This window comes from Mesorhizobium muleiense (assembly GCF_900099905.1).
GTDB classification, from domain to species: Bacteria; Pseudomonadota; Alphaproteobacteria; order Rhizobiales; family Rhizobiaceae; genus Mesorhizobium; species Mesorhizobium muleiense.
The window spans coordinates 318733-338492 of the sequence record NZ_FNEE01000002.1 but is presented as its reverse complement, the minus strand read 5'-3'; the positions used below and the strand labels follow the sequence as shown (position 1 = coordinate 338492).

The following is a 19760-nucleotide window of genomic DNA, read 5'->3' as shown; positions in this document are numbered from 1 at the left end:
TGCGTTGGTCATGGCTGGCGTTACGGAGATGTTCCCATGATGGCCAACAAGAACGAACTCCTCGATCTCGAAAAAGGGTTCTGGACCGGCGACGCTGCCTATTTCAAAGCCAATGCCGACACCAAATGCTTGGTGGCTTTCCCACAGATGGCGCAAACGATGAGCAACGCCGATCTGGCCGAAACCGCGACGGACCCAAATCGCTGGCGGGATCTCGACATCGACCTCAAGGGCATCATCGAGCCGGGCAGCGACATTGTCATGCTGACCTACGAGGCCCATGCCACGCGCGAGAATGGCGAGCCCTATTCGGCGCTGGTCAGCACCGGCTATGTCCATCGCGTCAATGGCTGGAAGATGATGTTCCACGCGCAGACGCCGCTTGAGCCTGCCGCAAAAACCTGACCAAAAACCCGACCTTTGGCGCAGATCATGGGAAAAACACCGCCTCGCCCTTCAGCGCGTCGGCCAGCATCTTTTCGTATTTGCCCCTTGGCACGTCGACCGCGCCGAAGCGTTTGAGGTGCTCGGTGGTGAACTGCGTGTCGAGCAAGGCGAAGTGTCGATCCTTCAGGCGTTCGACCAGGTGCACCAGGCAGACCTTCGACGCGTCCGTTTCCCTGGCGAACATGCTTTCGCCGAAGAACACCCGGCCAAGAGACACGCCGTAGAGGCCGCCAACCAGCCGACCCTCGCGCCAGGCTTCGACCGAATGGCAATGGCCCATCCGATGGAGTTCGACATAGGCCTCGCGGATCGGCGCATTGATCCAGGTCGACCGGCGTTCCTCGCGCCTCTCGGCGCAGCCGTCGATGGTCGCCTCGAAATCAAAATCGAAACGGATGTCGAACAGGTTTTTCCGGATCGCCTTCCTCAGGCTTTTGGGCGTGTGAAAACCATCCAGCGGGATGATGCCGCGCGTCTCCGGCCGCACCCAGAACACTTCCGGATCGGTGGCGCTTTCGGCCATCGGAAAGACCCCCGAGGCGTAGGCCTTGAGCAACAGGTCGGTCGGGATGCGATAGCCTGGCGCGTAGGGACGGGTCATCGCGTCACTATATTCTATAAGTTCACGTCCTAATCCTCATCGGCCAGATATTTTTCCAGCCAGTGGATGTCATACTCGCCATTGGCGATATCGGCATTGCCGACGAGATCGCGAAACAGCGGCAGCGTCGTCTTGATGCCGTCGACGACGAATTCGTCGAGCGCCCGCCGCAGCCGCATCATGCATTCGACGCGATTGCGGCCGTGCACGATCAGTTTGCCGATCAAACTGTCGTAGTAAGGCGGGATCTTGTAGCCGGAATAGACGCCGGAATCGACACGGATGCCGAGGCCGCCCGGCGTGTGGAAGTGGGTGATCGTGCCGGGCGAGGGGGTGAAGGTGCGCGGATCCTCGGCATTGATGCGGCATTCGATGGCGTGGCCCTGAAAGCGGATCTCTTCCTGGCGCATGGAAAGCCCGCCGCCCGAGGCGACGCGGATCTGCTCATGCACGAGGTCGATGCCGGTGATTGCCTCCGTCACCGGATGCTCGACCTGCAGGCGCGTGTTCATCTCGATGAAATAGAACTCGCCGTTCTCATAGAGGAATTCGATGGTGCCGGCGCCGGAGTAGCCGAGATCGGCGATCGCCCTGGCACAGACGCCGCCGATATGTGCGCGCTCCTCGGCATTGAGCGCCGGCGAGGGCGCCTCTTCCCAGACTTTCTGGTGGCGGCGCTGCAGCGAACAGTCGCGTTCGCCGAAATGCACGCCGCGGCCGGCACCGTCGCCGAACACCTGGACCTCGATGTGGCGCGGCTTTTCGAGATACTTCTCGATGTAGACGGCGTCGTCGCCGAAAGCGGCACCGGCTTCCGAGCGCGCCGTCTGCAGTGCGACCACAAGATCGGCTTCGCTGCGCGCCACCTTCATGCCGCGTCCGCCGCCGCCGGCCGACGCCTTGATGATCACGGGGTAGCCGATCTCGGCGGCGATGCGTCTGGCTTCCTTTTCCTCGGTGACCGCCCCGTCGGAGCCGGGCACCACCGGAATGCCAAGGCGCTTTGCAGTGCGCTTGGCCTCGATCTTGTCGCCCATGATGCGGATGTGATCGCCGGACGGGCCGATGAACGTGATGTTGTGCGCGGCGAGGATATCGGCGAATTTGGCATTCTCCGACAGGAATCCGTAGCCCGGATGCACCGCGTCGGCGCCGGTGATCTCGCACGCCGCGACGATCTGGTGGATGTTGAGATAGCTGTCGCGCGACGGCGGTGGCCCGATGCAGACGCTCTCGTCGGCGAGCCGCACATGCATGGCGTCGGCGTCGGCAGTGGAATGCACCACCACCGTCTGGATGCCGAGCTCCTTGCAGGCGCGCAGCACCCTCAGAGCGATTTCGCCGCGATTAGCGATGAGGATTTTCTGGAACATTTTTCGGCTGTTCCCGGCTCTACTCGATCACGACGAGCGGCATGCCATATTCGACCGGCTGCGCATCCTCGAACAGTATCGCCGTCACCGTTCCGGCACGCGGCGAGGGGATCTGGTTCATCGTCTTCATCGCCTCGATGATCAGCAGCGTCTGGCCCTCCTTGACCTGTTGGCCGACTTCGATGAACGCCTTGGCGTCGGGCGATGGCGCCAGGTAGGCGGTGCCGACCATCGGCGAGGCCACTGCGTTCTTGGACACGTCGGCCGCCGCCGGGGCGGCTGCGCCAGCCGGCTGCGCTGCCGGCTGCGCATAGGCGGGCTGCGCTGCGGCGACCGCATGGACGGCCGGCGCCTGTCGCGACACGCGCACCTTCAAGTCGCCCAGCTCGACCTCGATCTCGGTGAGGTTGGTGTCGTTCAGTATGCCCGCCAGATCGCGGATAAGCTGCTGGTCAACACCATTCTTTTTTATCGACATTTTCGAGCCTTCTGTTTGTTGGCCGGTCATAGGCGTGCGGCCAGCGCCTGCAGCGCCAGTGTGTAGCCGAGCGGCCCGAACCCGCAGATCACGCCGACGGCGACCGACGAGACCATGGAGACGTGGCGGAATGATTCCCGCGCATGGATGTTGGAAAGATGAACTTCGGCGACGGGCAATGGCGCGACGGAGCGGATGGCGTCGTGAATGGCGATCGAGGTGTGGCTGTAGGCGCCCGGATTGATGACGATGCCGACAGCCTTGTTGGCGGCTTCCTGTATCCAGTCGACGAGGTCGCCCTCATGGTTCGACTGACGGAAATCGATCTCGAGCCCAAGTGCCGCACCTGCCTGCTTGCAATCGTCGGCGATCGCGGCCAGCGTCTTGCCGCCATAGATGCCCGGCTCGCGTTTGCCGAGCGCGTTGAGGTTGGGACCGTTCAGGACGAAAACCGTTTTCAAAATGCCGACCTTTTCCCGGTGTGGTTTCGAATTCGAAATTCGCAATACCTTGGAGCAGCGCTTTGAACGAATTTCGGCTTCAAAGCCACACTGGCATTTATACATTTCTGATGTGGTGGATTTAAAGTTCCTGAACACTGACGCCACCAAAGCAGCAGGAACTTCAAATCCACCACATCAGCGCCGGCATCAGTCGGCGCACCGGGCCTCTATAATGGGCTTAGACGCCTGCGAAAAGAGCGCAAGTGGGTTCTTTCGCTGTCCACAACAGGCGGAAAATGGCTTGCGCAGAAAGCCAGCCGCCGATCAGAGTGCGGCCTTGGCCGCTTCGATCTTCTTCGCCAGCACGTCCTGGCCGAGCGCACCGAACACCACCTCGTTGCCGACCACATAGGAGGGCGTTCCGGTGATGGCCAGCTTGTTGGCAAGATCATAGGTCTTGGAGAGGGCCTCGGCGATCGACGGATCCTTCATCTTCTCGCGCAGCGTCGCTTCGTCGGCGCCGAGCGAAAGCGCTACCTTGATGGCCGCCGCTTCGGTGGCGCGTCCCTGGGCGCCGAGCAACGCGTTGTGGAACTCGCCGTATTTCTCCGGCATCATCAGGTGGAAGGCCATCGAGACGACGCTTGCCTTCTGCGAATCCGGGCCGAGGATCGGGAACTCCTTGAGCACGAAGCGCAGATCCGGATCGGCTGTCGTCAGCGTCTGCATGTCCTCCATGGCGCGTTTGCAGTAGCCGCAATTGTAGTCGTAGAATTCGACGATGGTGACCTTGCCGTTCGGATTGCCGACGACGCCGTCGAAGGCCGAGTTGAAGATCTGGTCCTTGGCATCCTTGATGACGTCGAGACTGGCGACGCGCTGCGCCTCCTTCTGCTTGGCCTCGAGCGCTTCTTGAGCTTCCAGCAGCACTTCCGGGTTCTTCAGCAGATAGTCGCGGATGATGCCTTCGACTTCAGCCCGGTCGATCTTGGTGTCGGCGGAGGCTGCCTGGGCGATCTGCGCGGCATCGGCCTTTGCCGTCTGCGGACTTCCGTTCACGAACCCGAAACCCAGCATGGCGAGAGCGACCGCCACGCCCGTGGTGCCCAGCAGAATTGCCTTCTTCATCATCCTGATCCTCTTGCCTGGTTTCCGGCCGGGTTGTCCGACCCGGCTGGTCCGACTAGCCGATTTGGTTCGACTACCCGATTGGTCCAACTACTTGTCGCCGCGCACGGCCGGAAGGTTCACTTTTTCTTGCCTGATGGTGCGTAGTTTATGATGTCCTGCGCGCGGATCCAGCCCGGCTCGCCGCGCTTCATTTTCATCTGCGCGCGCATTGCGAAGATCTTGGCATCCTTGTAGGCGCCAGAATAGAAATGGCCTTCGGCGGTCGCAAGGTCGGCGGCCGGAATGTTGCCAAGCTCGCCATAGGCCTGCGCCAGATGGCGGTAACCGACGGCGTTTTCTCGGTCGCGCGCGAGACCCTTGTTGATCTGCACCACCGCTTTCTCCAGGGAATTGGGCGTGCCGACTGCCATCAGCGCCTGGCCGTAGGAAACCGGCAGCAGCCCGGATCGCGCTGGGTCGAGGCTGACCGCCTTGGCATAGGCTTCCGCGGCAGCCTTCGGTTTGTTCGCCTTCATCAGGATGTCGCCGCGCAATTCCTGGAAATAGGGGTTCTTCGGCTGTGCCTTGATCAGCGCGTTGGTCTTGGCAAGCGCCCCGGCCAGATTGCCGAAAAGGAAGCTCGTCTGCGCGTCGCCATATTGCGAGGCGAGGCTTCCCGGCATCTTGCGCATCAGCCGCGATGCGGCGGCCTGACCTCCCATATAGGCAGCGATCTTGATGCGCATCATGTCGTGCCGCTGCTGCAGCGCCGGCGGATCGGCCTTTTCGACGTAGGGGCTTTTTTTGACCAGGACTTCGAGGTTGGCAATGCGTTCGCGCGGCAGCGGATGGCTGATCCGGTAGGGGTCGACCTGCGCCCCCGACAGCGAAAGTGCGCTCTGAAAGCGGCCGAAGGTTTTCAGCATGCCCAGGCCGGACTGGCCGGTGGCATTGAGATAGGTTATCGCCGAGCGGTCGGCGGTCATCTCTTCGGTGCGCTGATAAGCGAGGATGCTGCGCTGCGCCATCTCGCCGCCGCCAGCTGCAACCCCCATGCCGGCGCCGGCCAGGCCCCGGCTTTTGCTGGTGGCGCCGGCAACCATGGCACCGGCGCCAAGCAGCGTCGCGATGATGGCCATCGTCTTGGCGCGTTCGAGCTGGTTGCGCAATTTCTGCTGGTGGCCACCGGCGATATGGCCGGCTTCATGGGCGATGACGCCAATGATCTCGTTGGGCGTCTCCGCCGACATCAGGGCGCCGGTGTTGATGAACAGGCGGGACCCGGCAACGAAGGCGTTGAAACTCTGGTCGTTGACCAGCACGATGTCGACGCCGTCTTCCGGCAGGCCCGCGGCCCTGAAGATCGGCCGCGCATAGGCGCGCACCAGCGCCTCGATCTCGGCATCGCGCACCACCGGCACATTTTGCGCAAAAGCGCTGACGGTGCCGGTCACAGCGACCGTCGCGGCAAGCGAAAGCGTCGCGAAGGCGCGCGCTGCCCTGGCTATCGTCGATTTGGGTCGGCTCAACATGGCAGGTCCACTGGTAGACGAGCGGGTGAAGGATGAAAAGTCGGCACTGAAACTTTACTGAACTTGTGAACCTCACATCAATCGGGCATTTGTGCGGCGCGGGACGCCAAAGCTCGGCGCCGGCAGCCGGCAAGCGCCGGCCCATGGGCGATCTCAAAGGGCTGACCTAAAGGGCGGACCCAAGGGCGAACAAGGAAATGAGGTCAAATGGTTGTATCGCTTTCGCGTCGCGGCGACGTCGAGCCGTTCCACGCCATGGACGTTCTGGCGGAAGCGAATCGGCTGAAGGCTAAAGGCGTGCCGGTCGTTTCCATGGCCGTTGGCCAGCCGTCCGATCCGGCGCCGGCCGGAGTCAGGCAAGCGGCGACGAACGCATTGAAGATGGGGCGCATCGGCTACACCGACGCATTGGGTCTTGCGGGCCTGCGCGAGGCTATCGCGCAGCACTATGCCGACCACTACGGGCTGGCCGTTTCACCCGGCCGGATCGCCGTCACCACCGGATCGTCGGCCGCCTTCAACCTGGCATTTCTGGCGATGTTCGATCCAGGCGACCGTGTCGCCATCGCCGCACCCGGTTATCCGGCCTATCGCAACATCATGGCCGCGCTCGGCATCGAGATCGTCGAGATCGAGCTCGACGGTGATGCCTATCTCCACGCCGAGCATCTGAAGGCTGCGCATCGCGAAAAGACGCTGAAGGGCGTGTTGTTTGCCAGCCCGGCCAATCCGACCGGGGCGATTATCCCCGCCGACGAGCTGTCGGCGCTGGTGACGACGGCACAAGAGCTCGGCATCGCCGTGATCTCCGACGAGATCTACCACCGGCTGGCTTACGCTGCGCCGGACAGCACAGCACTTGCCTGCGGCCCTGACGTGACGGTGATCAATTCCTTCTCGAAATACTACTGCATGACCGGTTGGCGCATCGGCTGGATGGTGCTGCCGGAACCCTTGGTGCGGCCGGTCGAGCGCATCGCCCAGAGTCTCTACATCTCACCGCCCGAACTGTCCCAGATCGCCGCGATCGAGGCGTTCAAGGCAACCGCGGAATTGGAGGCTGTGAAGGCGCGCTACGCGGGCAATCGGGAGCTTTTGATGCAACGCCTGCCCGAACTCGGCTTTACCCTGGCGGCACCGATGGACGGGGCGTTCTACGCCTTCTGCGATGTCACCAGGCACACCAACGACAGCATGGTCTTCGCGCGCAAGATGCTGGCCGAGGCGCATGTGGCGGCGACGCCCGGCCGCGATTTCGATCCGCTTCAAGGCCATCGAGCCATGCGCTTTTCCTACGCCGGCAGCCACGACGAGATGGTCGAGGCGATGATGCGCATCGAGCGCTGGCTGAGATAGCGTGATGCCGAACCTCGAGCAGGCTTTGACCGAGATTGCCGCCGAAATGGCCGAGCGCACCGATCGCGGCGGCGTCGCGACCTACATTCCGCAGCTCGGCAAGGTCGATCCGAAAAAGTTCGGCATTGCCGCGGTGACCAATGACGGTCGCGTGCTGATGGCGGGCGACGCCGATGAGCCGTTTTCGATCCAGAGCATTTCGAAGGTGTTCACGCTGACACTGGCGCTTGGCAATGTCGGCGACGCGTTGTGGCAGCGTGTCGGGCGCGAGCCTTCGGGCAACCCGTTCAACTCGATCGTCCAGCTCGAGCACGAGAACGGCATTCCGCGCAATCCGTTCATCAATGCCGGCGCCATCGTCATTTCCGACATTCTGCTCGCCGGCCACCAGCCGCGCGAGGCGATCGGCGAGATCCTGCGCTTCATCCAGTTCCTGGCCGACGACGAGACCATCATCATCGACCGCGAGGTCGCGGCTTCGGAACGAGCCACCGGTTTTCGCAACTTGGCGCTCGCCAACTACATGAAATCCTTCGGCAATCTCAGCCACGCGCCGGATCTGGCGCTGGGCGTCTATTTCCACCATTGCGCCATCGCGATGAGCTGCCGGCAACTTGCCCTGGCCGGCCGCTTCCTCGCCAGTGGCGGCAAGAACCCGGCGACTGGTCATTCCGTGGTGTCGGCCGAGCGCGCGCGCCGCATCGGCGCGATGATGCTGACCTGCGGCCACTATGACGGCTCAGGCGATTTCGCCTTCCGCGTCGGCATCCCGGGCAAGAGCGGCGTCGGCGGCGGCATTTTAGCAATCGTGCCGGGCGTGGCCTCGCTCGCCGTCTGGTCGCCCGGCCTCAACGCCAACGGCAATTCCAGGCTGGGGTCGATTGCGCTGGAAAGGCTGGCGAAGATGATGAACTGGTCGGTTTTCGCGCCATAGAGATTGGCCGGCTTCAGACAAGAATAATCCCGCGCTGTCGATGGGACAGCGCGGGATTATTTTGTTCAAAGATCAGGATAACCTACCGAAAAGCTTAGAAAAAGCCTTTCCGCTGCCACCAGCCGGCACGCTTTGGCTTCTCCTCGGTCTTTTCCTCTTCGGCAACAGTCGAGGACACGATCGGCTCAACCGGAGCATCGACCGGTACGGGCTTGCGTCGCGATGGGCGGACCTTCGGTTTCTCGTCGACGGCGGCCCCGGCTGTTTCCTCTGAAACAGCTGCGGGAGCCTCGGCAGAAATTTCCGGCTCGGCTACCGGCGTCTCGGCAACGACGTCCGCCGCGGCCTTCTTCGGCTTGGCAGCGCGGCGCGGCTTCTTCGGCTTTTCGGCGCTTGGCATGTCGTCATTGGCCGGAGCAAGGTCGACAGGCTCTTCGACCGGCGTGGCTTCCACCGGCGTTGCTGCTGCCGGTTCGCCGGAGACGGCCTCCAAGACCTCGGGACGGTCAGCCAACTCGGCAGTGCCTGCATCGACCTCGCCTTCGCCGTCTTCACGGCGATTGCGCTTGCCGCCGCGCTTGCCGCGCCGACGCTTCTTGCCCAGACCTTCGTCAGGCTCCAGACCTTCATCAGGCTCCAGACCTTCATCAGGCTCCCGACCTTTAGCCTCTTGCCCGTCATCCGACGCTTCCACCGCCTCGGTGACGCCGACCTGGTCCTCGTGGTCTGCTTCGGCGCCTTCATCGCTTGCGGCCTCGGAGACGCCATCGGCAGTGGCCGAGATGGACGCACCTTCCACGGGGGCGCCATGCTCGCGGTCGCGATCCTTGCCGCCGCGCCGTCTGCGGCGCTTGCGGCGCTTGCGGTCGCGGCCTTCGCCATCCTCGCTGGGCCTTGGCTGCTGCGGCTGCTGCGCCTGGCGCGGTTGCTCCGCCGGTGCAACGACCTCGTCTTCCTCCTCCTCGATGACGATTTCGTCGGCGGGCTCTTCCGGCTCGACATAGGCGGGCAAGGTCCGCACCTCGACGAAGCCTTCAGGCTTTTCGGCCAGCGCGCCGCGGAAGATCGCATAGTGCTGGGCGCCGACCGTATCGTCGGCCTCGACGGTGATGGTCAGGCCGAAGCGGTTTTCGAGCTCCACCAGCGTGCCGCGCTTGTGGTTGAGCACATAGAGCGCGGTCGCCGCCGGCGTCCGCACCGTGATGTGGCTGCGCGAATCCTTGAGCAGGAATTCCTCGATCGCCCGCACCACCATCAGCGCGACGGACGAATCGGACCGCACATGGCCGGTGCCGCCGCAATGCGGGCAAGGCTTCATCGTCGATTCCAGCACGCTGGCACGGATGCGCTGGCGCGACATCTCCATCAGGCCGAAATGCGAGATGCGGCCGACCTGGATGCGGGCGCGATCGTTCTTGAGGTGATCCTTCAGCCGCTTCTCGACGGAGCGGTTGTTGCGGTTCTCCTCCATGTCGATGAAGTCGATGACGATCAGGCCGGCGAGATCGCGCAGCCTCAGCTGCCGTGCGACCTCCTCGGCCGCTTCCAGATTGGTGTGAAGCGCTGTGTCCTCGATCGAGTGCTCCTTGGTGGAGCGGCCCGAATTGACGTCGATGGCGACCAGCGCCTCGGTCTGGTTGATGATGATGTAGCCGCCGCTCTTCAGCGTCACCTGCGGCTGCAGCATGCGGTCGAGCTGCGCCTCGATGCCGCTGCGCACGAAGATCGGCGTCGTGTCGCGGAACGGCTGCACGACCTTGGCGTGGCTCGGCATCAGCATGCGCATGAAATCCTTGGCCTCGCGATAGCCCTCTTCGCCGGAGACCAGGATCTCGTCGATGTCCTTGTTGTAGAGGTCGCGCACCGAGCGCTTGATCAGGCTGCCTTCCTCGTAGACGAGGGCAGGGGCCGTCGACTGCAGCGTCAGGTTGCGGACGTTTTCCCAAAGCCGCATCAGATATTCGTAGTCGCGCTTGATCTCGGCCTTGGTGCGGCTTTCGCCGGCCGTGCGCAGGATGACGCCCATGCCCTGCGGCACTTCGAGATCGGCGACGACCTCCTTCAGCCGCTTGCGGTCCTGCGCGTTGGTGATCTTGCGCGAGATGCCGCCGCCGCGCGCCGTGTTGGGCATCAGCACCGAATAGCGGCCGGCAAGCGACAGGTAGGTGGTGAGCGCCGCGCCCTTGTTGCCGCGCTCTTCCTTGACGACCTGCACCAAGAGGATCTGCCGGCGCTTGATCACTTCCTGGATCTTGTACTGGCGGCGCACCGGCTTGCGGCGGTTGCGCGCTTCTTCCAGCGCATCCTCGGCGCCGACCGATTCGACCTCATGGTCATCCGAATGCGATGACTGCACCTCTTCCAGCATGCCGCGATCATTGTCGGTGGAGGTGGCTTCGCCGGCCGCATCAGCCTGCGGCACGGCTTCGGAAATCACATCCGATTCGATGCTGGCGGCGATGGAGTTCGGACCGCCTTCGGAAGGCCCAATTTCGTCACCGCCAGTTTCGTCACCGCCAGTTTCGTCACGGCCATGGCCAGTCTCGTCACGGCTCGTCTCATCAGGACTTGCCTCGCTATGACTGGCGACATCCTCGCCATGTTCCGAAGCAGCGGACGGCGTGTCGACTTTTTCTGAGGCATCGACGTTCTGCGCGACCGCATCCTCGCCGTGTTCGCCGCCCTCATTGGAGCCGCTGTCATTGGACCCGCTGTCATTGGAATCGCCAGGAGCGTCCGAATCGGCCGCACCTGCATCACGCTTGTGTTCGCCTCGGTCGCGGCTCTTGCCGCCGCGACGGCGTCCGCGCCGGCCGCGATCGCGGTTCTGGCGATCGTCGCCATCGCCGTCCTCATCGTCCTCGTCTTCAGCCTCCTGCGCTTCCGCGCGCAACAGCGCCTGACGGTCGGCGACCGGAATCTGGTAGTAGTCGGGATGAATTTCACTGAAGGCGAGGAAACCGTGACGGTTGCCGCCGTATTCGACAAAGGCTGCCTGAAGCGAGGGTTCGACGCGGGTTACGCGGGCGAGGTAGATATTTCCTTTGAGCTGCTTCTTGTCCTGGGATTCAAAGTCGAATTCTTCAATACGGTTACCGCGAACAACGACAACTCGTGTTTCCTCCGGGTGGGAGGCGTCTATCAGCATTTTGTTGGGCATTATTTCGTTTCCCCCCGGCAGCCGTCAGCCGCAGCTTGCGAGGCAAAGCCCGCCGCTGTGAGTGTGGATGAACATGGGTGCCGGGCAATTGAATGTCCGCCGGCCGCTGCCTGAGCGCCATGGCGGTGCCGCCCGCAGCCATAATGGCGCGGTTTGCTGCGGACCTTTCCATGATTGCGCTTGAAGCCATCGTAACCAGCAGAACCTTTTTGAACCAAAGCCCGGGAAAACCGGACCAGCTTGTTTGCTCGTACAGAGCCGGCGCGGGACAATCCCGGCCGTTTTCCTCACGCAGGCGCTTCCCCCGCCACGGGCTTACACCTGCGAAATTCGTCGCGATCACCTGTTGCCTTTTTCGCCTGACGCGAAAGGAGCCGTCGTTCATCTCACCTGTAGCAGGAAGCTGCGGAGAAGGACGGTTCCAGGATTGCAGTGATCCACCATCGCTTTTATGATTTGGCGGGTTGGAAGGCAACCCTGATTTCCGATGCCGGCAAAATGCAGTTCCGCAACGGAAGCACGGCTTTAAGCGTTGCGTGAAAAGGCTTGGTTAACCTTCTCTGGTTACCAACCGTTAATCGAGTTCGCGGCCTGACCGGCGTTTAGACAAGACGACGACACTCCGACAAGCAAGATTGGCCGACAACAGGATCGGGCGCCTCACGCCAAACCGGAGCGACTGGAAGAGATGGGACTGGCAGTCTTCACGCACATGAGTGGTCGCGCCGGAGGCATTTTTTTCTACGCCGCCTACTTCCGCGCTGCCCACTTGCGAGGTGCCCGCTTCCGCGCTGCCCACTTCTTCCGCGCTGCTTGTCTGCTGTTGCTGGTTGTCGTTTGCCTGGCTCTTTCGCCAGTTTCCTTTGCCGCCGACGCGCCGCTGGCAGTGACGAGCTACAAAATGGCCGGTGACGCCACCAAGATGCGCATCGTCATGAATTTCGATCGTGAGCCCGACGTCAAATGGTTCCTGCTGCGCGGCCCCCACCGTCTGGTCGTCGACCTGCCAAGCACGAGATTCGCCATCAATGCCAAGGACGTGAAGGCGCGCGGCCTGGTCAGGAGCGTGCGCTACGGCGATCTCGGCGAGGGAGTGTCGCGGCTGATTCTCACCGGCAAGGGTCCGTTCGCCGTCGACAGGTTCGACGTGCTCAAGAACGATGACGGCAACGGCTACCGCATCGCCATCGACATGTCGGCGGCGTCCGTGCGGGAGTTCGACGCCGCTCTTGCCAATCAGGCGTTGACCACCGGCTCGACGGTCTCCTCCGACAAGGGCGGCAGGGTCGGCACCGGCCCTGTCTCCAATCCAGGCCATCGCTTCACCGTCGTCATCGATCCAGGCCATGGCGGCATCGACGGCGGCGCCGAGGGCATGAACGGCACCGTCGAGAAGAACGTCACGCTCGCTTTCGCCACCGAATTGCGGGACAAACTCGCCGCAGTCGGCAAATACGACGTGTTCATGACGCGCGAGACGGACCAATTCCTGCGGCTGGACGACCGCGTGCGCATTGCCCGCCAGCACGAGGCCGATCTGCTCATTTCGATCCACGCCGACACCATCAGGGTCAAGGGCCTTCGCGGCGCAACCGTCTACACCGTCTCCGACAAGGCTTCCGATCCCGAAGCTCAGGCGCTCGCCGACCGTGAAAACCTTTCCGACCAATTCGCCGGTATGGAGATCAAGGACGACAACAAGGAAGTAACCGACATCTTGATCGACCTGATTCGCCGCGAGACGCACAGTTTCTCGATGAGTTTTGCCCAAACGCTGGTCGGGCAGCTTTCGACCAGTGTCGGCCTCATCAACAATCCGCAGCGTTCGGCCAGCTTCAAGGTGTTGAAGGCGCCGGATGTTCCCTCCGTGCTGGTCGAACTCGGCTATCTGTCGAATGCCAAGGACGAGGCACAACTGCTCAGCGCCGATTGGCGCAGCAAGGCGGCCCAGAGCATAACCAATGCCATCGCCCTGTTCGCTTCGGCCAAGACCGGAGCCCGAACCGGAGGCTGAGACGCTCGCGCCGCCACAACCAGAGGCAGCGTTGCACGACGACAACACTTTGCACTTATATTTTCGCCATTCGAAGCCGAAATTCCAGGCTGCCGCATTTTGCCCACATGGTGGCGACATGGATTTTCGATTACCGGTCGGGATCGTCTCGAAAGCTTGCGCGAAAGGCGGCTTCGTTTAGGCAATTCCCGAACCAAGGACTGGAGCGGGCATGATTCGTCTTATTGGCTATTTCTTCGGCATCGGCACCGCGCTGGCCCTTTTGGTCGCGGCCGGGGTGGCGATCTATATCAGCCATTTGTCGAAGGATTTGCCCGATTACGAGGTCCTGGCCAAGTATGAACCGCCGGTGACGACCCGCATCCATGCGTCCGACGGTGCGCTGATGGCCGAATATGCGCGCGAGCGGCGCCTGTATTTGCCGATCCAGGCGGTGCCGGATCGTGTCAAGGCGGCCTTCCTGTCTGCCGAGGACAAGAACTTCTACAATCACCCCGGCATCGATATGACCGGCCTTGGCCGCGCAGTCATGGTCAATCTGCAGAATGCTGGCTCGGGCAAGCGCCAGGTCGGCGCCTCGACGATCACCCAGCAGGTGGCGAAAAACTTCCTGTTGTCCTCGGACCAGACCTACGAGCGCAAGATCAAGGAGATGATCCTCGCCTTCCGCATCGAGCAGGCCTATTCGAAGGACCGCATCCTCGAGCTCTACCTTAACGAGATTTTCTTCGGGCTTGGCGCCTATGGCGTCGCCGGCGCAGCACTCACCTATTTCGACAAGGCGGTGAATGAACTCACCGTGGCGGAGGCGGCCTATCTGGCGGCTTTGCCGAAGGGCCCCTCCAACTATCACCCCTTCAAATATGCCGACCGCGCCATCGAGCGCCGCAACTGGGTGATCGACCAGATGGTCGGCAACGGCTACGTTACGCAAGAGGAAGGTGCCAAGGCCAAGGCCGAGTCGCTCGGCGTCAAGCCACGCCGCTCCGGCACCTATCTGTTCGCCGGCGAATATTTCACCGAGGAGGTGCGTCGCCAGATCAGCGCGCGCTACGGCGAGAATGCGCTCTATGAGGGCGGCCTGTCCGTCCGTACGACGCTCGATCCCAAGATGCAACTCATCGCCCGCAAAGCCATGCAGAACGGCCTGATGAAGTTCGATACGCTGCGCGGCTATCGCGGGCCGGTGAAGACCATCGACGTATCCGGCGACTGGGGCGTGCCTTTGAGCGAAGTCAAGGGACTGGACGACGTGCCCGAATGGTCGCTCGCCGTCGTGCTCGACAGCTCGGAGGGCGGCCTGTCGATCGGCCTTCGGCCGACCCGGCAGATCTCGGGCGAACTCGTCAAGGATCGCATCGAAGGCACCGTCAGCCGCGAGGACATGAGCTTCGCCATGCGTCATGTGGTCGGCGGCAAGACCGTCAAGGCCAAATCGCCGGCGGACGTGCTGAAGCCTGGCGACGTCATCTTCGTGCAGAAGAAAGAAGGTACGGATGGGGCCTATATCTTGCGCCAGGCCCCCGAAGTGGAGGGCGGCCTGATCGCCATGGACCCGCATACCGGGCGCGTTCTGGCCATGGTCGGCGGGTTCTCCTATTCGCTATCCGAATTCAACCGTACCACGCAGGCCATGCGGCAGCCGGGTTCGTCGTTCAAGCCGATCGTCTATGCGGCCGCTCTCGACAATGGCTATACGCCGGCTTCGGTGATCATGGATGGCCCGATCACCATCAAGAGCGGCAACACGACCTGGACGCCGAAAAACTATGATGGAAGGACTGCGGGCCCCGCGACCTTGCGGTCCGGCATCGAGAGGTCGCGCAATCTGATGACTGTGCGCCTGGCCAACGACATGGGCATGAAGCTGGTCGCCGAATATGCCGAGCGCTTCGGCGTCTATGATCGACTGGCGCCGTATCTGCCGATGGCGCTGGGGTCGGGCGAGACGACCGTGATGCGCATGGTATCGGCTTATTCGATCATGGCCAACGGCGGCAAGTCGATCAAGCCGACGCTGATCGACCGGATCCAGGACCGCTACGGCAAGACGGTCTACAGGCAGGACGAACGCGGCTGCAAAAATTGCAATGCGGCTGAATGGCAGAACCAGCCTGAGCCGGAACTGGTCGACAATTCCGAGCAGGTGCTCGATCCGATGACCGCCTATCAGATCACTTCGATGATGGAGGGCGTCGTCGAGCGCGGTACCGGCGCTACCGTTGCCGAACTCGGCCGCCACATCGCCGGCAAGACGGGAACGACAAACGACGAGAAGGATACCTGGTTCATCGGCTATACGCCCAACCTCGTTGTCGGCCTTTATATGGGCTATGATCAGCCCAAAGGTCTTGGCAAGGGCGCGACCGGCGGCGGCCTTGCTGCGCCGATCTTCAAGGACTTCATGCGCGTGGCGCTGGACGGCACGCCCAATGTCGATTTCCAGGTTCCCGAAGGCATGAAGCTGATCGCCATCAATCGCAAAACCGGCATGCGGGCGAACCCGGACGACGCCGGCGCCTTTATCGAAGCCTTCAAGCCGGGCACCGGCCCCGCCGACAGCTATTGGGTGATCGGCATGGGTGAGGACGGCTCCAACGCCTCCGGCGGCGCGCTGTCGCCACAGGCCAACCAAGCCATCCAGTCCGGCGGCGGCGGGCTCTACTGACATAGGTTCGAGCAATTCCAGGAAAAGTGTGAAACGGTTTTCCGTCCGGAATTGCGCAAAAACAAAAAGATAGAGCCGTTCGGCGTTTCTGTGAAACGATGAACCGCCCTAAGGTATTTGGGCCGGTTTTCGAGCCGGCCCATTTCGCTTTACAGGCGGCGGTGCCGTCCCTATGTATCGCGCCAACCCAAGCTCTGCTTAAGCGACAGGGCACCATTTCAGCACAGGACAGAACGGCCAGCCATGCGCGCGGAAACGCAGAATATTGTCGACGAAATCAGGCAGGCGATAACCCTGCTGAGGAGGCATCTTTGACTGGGATCAAGCCATAAAGCGGCTTGAATACCTGAATGTGCGTGCCGAGGATTCGAGCCTCTGGAACGAACCGCTGGAGGCGCAGAAGCTGATGCGTGAGCGCCAGGGCCTCGAGGAAGGCATCGCCGCAGTCAAAGGCCTCACCCAGGCGCTGGAAGACAATATCGGCTTGATCGAGCTTGGCGAGGAGGAGGGCGATGAGGGCGTCGTCGCCGAGGCGGAAGCCGCGATCCGCTCGATGCGCGGCGAAGCAAAGGCCCGCCAGATCGAGACGCTGCTTTCCGGCGAGGCCGACGCCAACGACAGCTATCTCGAAATCCATGCCGGCGCCGGCGGCACCGAAAGCCAGGACTGGGCCTCGATGCTCCTGCGCATGTACACGCGTTGGGCCGAGCGGCGCCGCTTCAAGGTCGAGGTGCTGGAGGTGCATGACGGCGAAGAGGCCGGCATCAAGTCCGCCACGCTGCTGATCAAAGGCCACAACGCCTATGGTTGGCTGAAGACGGAATCCGGCGTTCACCGTCTCGTGCGTATTTCGCCCTATGACAGCAATGCGCGCCGTCACACCTCCTTCGCCAGCGTCTGGGTCTATCCGGTGATCGACGATACGATCGAGATCGACGTTTCCGAATCGGATGTCCGCATCGACACCTATCGTTCGTCCGGATCGGGCGGCCAGCACGTCAACACCACCGATTCAGCGGTCCGCATCACCCATCTCGCCACCGGCATCGCAGTCGCCTGCCAGGCTGAGCGCTCCCAGCACAAGAACAAGGCGAAGGCCTGGGAGATGCTGCGCTCGCGGCTTTACGAGGAGGAACTGAAGAAGCGCGAGGCGGTGGCCAACGCCACCGAAGCGTCGAAGAGCGATATCGGCTGGGGCCATCAGATCCGCTCCTACGTTCTGCAGCCCTATCAGCTGGTGAAGGATCTGCGCACCGGTGTCGAGAGCACAAATCCGTCGAGCGTGCTGGACGGCGACCTCGACGATTTCATGGAGGCCTCGCTGTCGCAGCGCATCGAGGGCGGCGCCGGCGAAGTGGTGGCCGATATCGACTGAAGCTTCTAAGCCCCAAGCAGCAGGAACATCACGCTAGAGTAACAGGCTCTTCACTGTAATTGAGCGGTTGCTTTATGGCTTTGTTTTTTCATCGAATTTTCGACAATTACTTCTACCTCCGGGTTCATTGTTGCAGGCCTGATGTCGCCTGGCCCGGAACCACTGCGAGTTCAATCTCGTTATCCGCGCGATCCCACTGCCGGGGTTGATGAAGTCACTCTCGTCAGCCCCGGCAGGCTGGTTCCGGCTGCAGATGTCGGCGCTCGATTGCACAGCAATTTCTTGCGCCAGCAAAGGAATCAGGCCAGCATCCGAACGTTGGGGGAAAAAGCATTTATGGCCGGACGCGGCGTATCTGCGACCTGACGAGCCGGCCACTGGGAAGATACGTTCCAAGAACGGGCAAGCGAAACGCTTGATAACTCGGTGATAGGAATTGCGCCCATGCCTGCTTCCACAACCCGACTGGCCTCTGCCGTCAAGACGGCGCGCCGCCTCCTGAATTCGATCATTGCGGTGGTGGTTCTGACGGCCGCCACCATTGTATTTGCAGCGCCGGCTTTGGCGCACGACGCCACGCCGACTGCAGCGAAGCCGCAAGGCTGGAGTTACCCATTCTCCTGTTGTTCCGGCTACGATTGCCGCGCGGTCTCGCAGACGTCGATCAGCGAGCGTCCGGAGGGCTATGTCATCAAGGGAACAGGCGAGGTCGTGGGCTACAGCGATGCACGGATCAAGAATTCGCCCGACGGCGAATATCACTGGTGTTCGGTCGCCGGCGCCAATGACGGAAAGACCATCTGCCTGTTCGTGCCACCGTCGTCGTTTTGATGCATGTCGCCCAAAGGCTTGCCCCCAAAAGCTTGCGCCAAGCGGGCCATGGCCTGACCCGAGGCTGCACAGCGGTTTGGGATACGACATGCATCAAAAAGAGTGAAGCGCGCCACGCGTCCGACGCAGGCAAGCGAGCCTGCTGACAGACGGTTGTCAACGGCGCCTCTTTATGTTGCCTTACCGCGCTGGCGCGAAGCAATCGCGAGGGAGGCGTCATGACCATAAAGGCAAGCTGCCACTGCAGGGCGACGACGTTCGAGGTTTCGGAAGCGCCGCTAACCGTGACGCAATGCACTTGCTCCTTCTGCTCGAAACGCGGCTCGTTGTGGGCCTATTACGTCCCGTCGCAATTCAAGCTCACCAGCCCGCTCAAGAATGTCTCTTTCTATCAATGGGGCTCGAAAACGGTAAAACATGGTTTCTGCGCCACCTGCGGCTGCGGCACCTTCACCGAAACGCCGGACTGGTCGACCGGCAAGCCGGATTTCGACAATCCGAAAATCAGCGTGAATTCTCGCCTGTTCGACGGTTTCGACCTCGATCAGGTCGAGGTCGTCGTCATCGACGGCAAGAATCTCTGGTAGCCGACAGTCTCTGCCAGCCGATCGGAATTGCGCAAATAGCGGCGGTTGAATTGACCGGGAAAAGCCGTGGCCAGCCGCTTTTCCCCTTCCATTTTTCGCCGCATTTCATGTTACAAGCATAGAGCGACGTGCGTCCACTTGGACGCACAAGGGATGCGGCGCGCCACTGGTGGGACCGCGGACTGGAGAGGGACTACCTGATGAAAAAGACTGTGCTCGTCGCAGTGGCGACGGCTGTGCTCGTGAGTGCCTGCACCACCACCGATCCGTATACCGGACAACAGAAAGTTTCCAACACTGCGGCCGGCGCCGGCATCGGCGCGCTGGCGGGTGCGGGACTTGGCCTGCTTGCCGGCGGCAACGATCGCCGCAATGCGCTGATCGGCGCTGGCGTCGGCGCGCTCGCTGGCGGCGCCATCGGCGCCACGATGGACCAGAACGAGGCCGAACTGCGCCGGCAGCTTCAGGGTTCCGGCGTCAGCGTCACCCGCAGCGGCGACCAGATCATCCTCAACATGCCGTCCGACATCACCTTCAACGTCGACCAGGACGCGGTGAAGCCCGGCTTCTATCAAGCGCTGAATTCGGTCGCGCTTGTACTGAACAAGTTCCGCCAGACCACGGTCGACGTGTTCGGCCACACCGACTCGACCGGGGGCGACGAACACAATTTCGACCTGTCGCAGCGTCGCGCGCTGGCGGTCGCCAATTATCTGTCCGGGCAGGGCGTCGATACCCGCCGCTTCGCAGTCACCGGCTTCGGCAAGACGCGTCCGATCGCCTCCAATGCGACGGCCGCCGGCCGCGCCCAGAATCGCCGCGTCGAGATCCAGCTCTCGCCGCTCACCTGA

16 protein-coding genes are annotated in these 19760 nt (G+C 62.3%); 9 read left to right on the top strand and 7 right to left on the bottom strand.

What is annotated here, in order from left to right; translation table 11 throughout:
- Nucleotides 1-36: 36 nt before the first annotated feature.
- Nucleotides 37-405, top strand: a complete 369-nt coding sequence (locus BLT09_RS05575; RefSeq protein WP_091591264.1) for a hypothetical protein — start codon at nucleotides 37-39, stop codon at nucleotides 403-405.
- Between the two features lie 25 nt (nucleotides 406-430).
- Here BLT09_RS05575 and aat read toward each other — a convergent pair whose 3' ends face one another.
- The 6 genes from aat to BLT09_RS05545 form a co-directional block, all read right to left on the bottom strand.
- The gene (gene aat / locus BLT09_RS05570) at nucleotides 431-1048 is read right to left on the bottom strand and encodes a leucyl/phenylalanyl-tRNA--protein transferase (RefSeq protein WP_091591262.1); all 618 of its coding nucleotides are present in this window, start codon (nucleotides 1046-1048) and stop codon (nucleotides 431-433) included.
- 29 nt (nucleotides 1049-1077) lie between these two features.
- Nucleotides 1078-2421 (bottom strand): acetyl-CoA carboxylase biotin carboxylase subunit, encoded by a 1344-nt coding sequence (gene accC, locus BLT09_RS05565; RefSeq protein WP_027154457.1) that lies wholly within the window; start codon nucleotides 2419-2421, stop codon nucleotides 1078-1080.
- A gap of 19 nt (nucleotides 2422-2440) precedes the next feature.
- On the bottom strand, nucleotides 2441-2899 hold the full coding sequence (gene accB, locus BLT09_RS05560) for an acetyl-CoA carboxylase biotin carboxyl carrier protein (protein WP_091591793.1): 459 nt from the start codon (nucleotides 2897-2899) through the stop codon (nucleotides 2441-2443).
- Nucleotides 2900-2925: 26 nt separating this feature from the next.
- A complete protein-coding gene (gene aroQ / locus BLT09_RS05555; RefSeq protein ID WP_091591792.1) occupies nucleotides 2926-3360 on the bottom strand; it encodes a type II 3-dehydroquinate dehydratase in 435 nt (144 codons plus the stop codon).
- Nucleotides 3361-3666: 306 nt separating this feature from the next.
- Nucleotides 3667-4470, bottom strand: coding sequence for a DsbA family protein (locus tag BLT09_RS05550; protein WP_091591790.1), 804 nt, complete (start codon nucleotides 4468-4470; stop codon nucleotides 3667-3669).
- 119 nt (nucleotides 4471-4589) lie between these two features.
- Nucleotides 4590-5984: a M48 family metalloprotease gene (locus BLT09_RS05545; RefSeq protein WP_091591260.1), complete on the bottom strand. Its 1395-nt coding sequence runs from the start codon at nucleotides 5982-5984 to the stop codon at nucleotides 4590-4592.
- 207 nt (nucleotides 5985-6191) lie between these two features.
- On the opposite strand from BLT09_RS05545, the gene BLT09_RS05540 reads away from it, so the two are divergent.
- Both BLT09_RS05540 and BLT09_RS05535 read left to right on the top strand, forming a co-directional pair.
- Nucleotides 6192-7340 (top strand): pyridoxal phosphate-dependent aminotransferase, encoded by a 1149-nt coding sequence (locus BLT09_RS05540; RefSeq protein ID WP_091591257.1) that lies wholly within the window; start codon nucleotides 6192-6194, stop codon nucleotides 7338-7340.
- 4 nt (nucleotides 7341-7344) lie between these two features.
- Nucleotides 7345-8274 (top strand): glutaminase, encoded by a 930-nt coding sequence (locus BLT09_RS05535; RefSeq protein WP_091591789.1) that lies wholly within the window; start codon nucleotides 7345-7347, stop codon nucleotides 8272-8274.
- A gap of 94 nt (nucleotides 8275-8368) precedes the next feature.
- On the opposite strand, the gene BLT09_RS05530 is transcribed toward BLT09_RS05535, so the two are convergent.
- Nucleotides 8369-11434, bottom strand: coding sequence for a ribonuclease E/G (locus tag BLT09_RS05530; protein WP_091591255.1), 3066 nt, complete (start codon nucleotides 11432-11434; stop codon nucleotides 8369-8371).
- Nucleotides 11435-12122: 688 nt separating this feature from the next.
- On the opposite strand from BLT09_RS05530, the gene BLT09_RS05525 reads away from it, so the two are divergent.
- The 6 genes from BLT09_RS05525 to BLT09_RS05500 all read left to right on the top strand — a co-directional run bounded on the left by BLT09_RS05525 (nucleotide 12123) and on the right by BLT09_RS05500 (nucleotide 19760).
- On the top strand, nucleotides 12123-13448 hold the full coding sequence (locus BLT09_RS05525) for an N-acetylmuramoyl-L-alanine amidase (protein ID WP_236473757.1): 1326 nt from the start codon (nucleotides 12123-12125) through the stop codon (nucleotides 13446-13448).
- Nucleotides 13449-13659: 211 nt separating this feature from the next.
- Complete coding sequence (locus tag BLT09_RS05520) at nucleotides 13660-16116, top strand: penicillin-binding protein 1A (protein ID WP_091591254.1); 2457 nt, start codon at nucleotides 13660-13662, stop codon at nucleotides 16114-16116.
- 243 nt (nucleotides 16117-16359) lie between these two features.
- Nucleotides 16360-17491 (top strand): peptide chain release factor 2 gene (gene prfB / locus BLT09_RS05515; protein ID WP_139172523.1). Its coding sequence is split into 2 segments (ribosomal slippage): nucleotides 16360-16425 and nucleotides 16427-17491, totalling 1131 coding nucleotides; the frame shifts between segments, so codons are not numbered across the junction.
- Nucleotides 17492-17935: 444 nt separating this feature from the next.
- The gene (locus BLT09_RS05510) at nucleotides 17936-18322 is read left to right on the top strand and encodes a hypothetical protein (RefSeq protein WP_023798148.1); all 387 of its coding nucleotides are present in this window, start codon (nucleotides 17936-17938) and stop codon (nucleotides 18320-18322) included.
- Between the two features lie 218 nt (nucleotides 18323-18540).
- Nucleotides 18541-18909, top strand: coding sequence for a GFA family protein (locus BLT09_RS05505; protein WP_091591252.1), 369 nt, complete (start codon nucleotides 18541-18543; stop codon nucleotides 18907-18909).
- 200 nt (nucleotides 18910-19109) lie between these two features.
- Complete coding sequence (locus tag BLT09_RS05500) at nucleotides 19110-19760, top strand: YiaD family glycine zipper/OmpA-like lipoprotein (RefSeq protein ID WP_091591250.1); 651 nt, start codon at nucleotides 19110-19112, stop codon at nucleotides 19758-19760.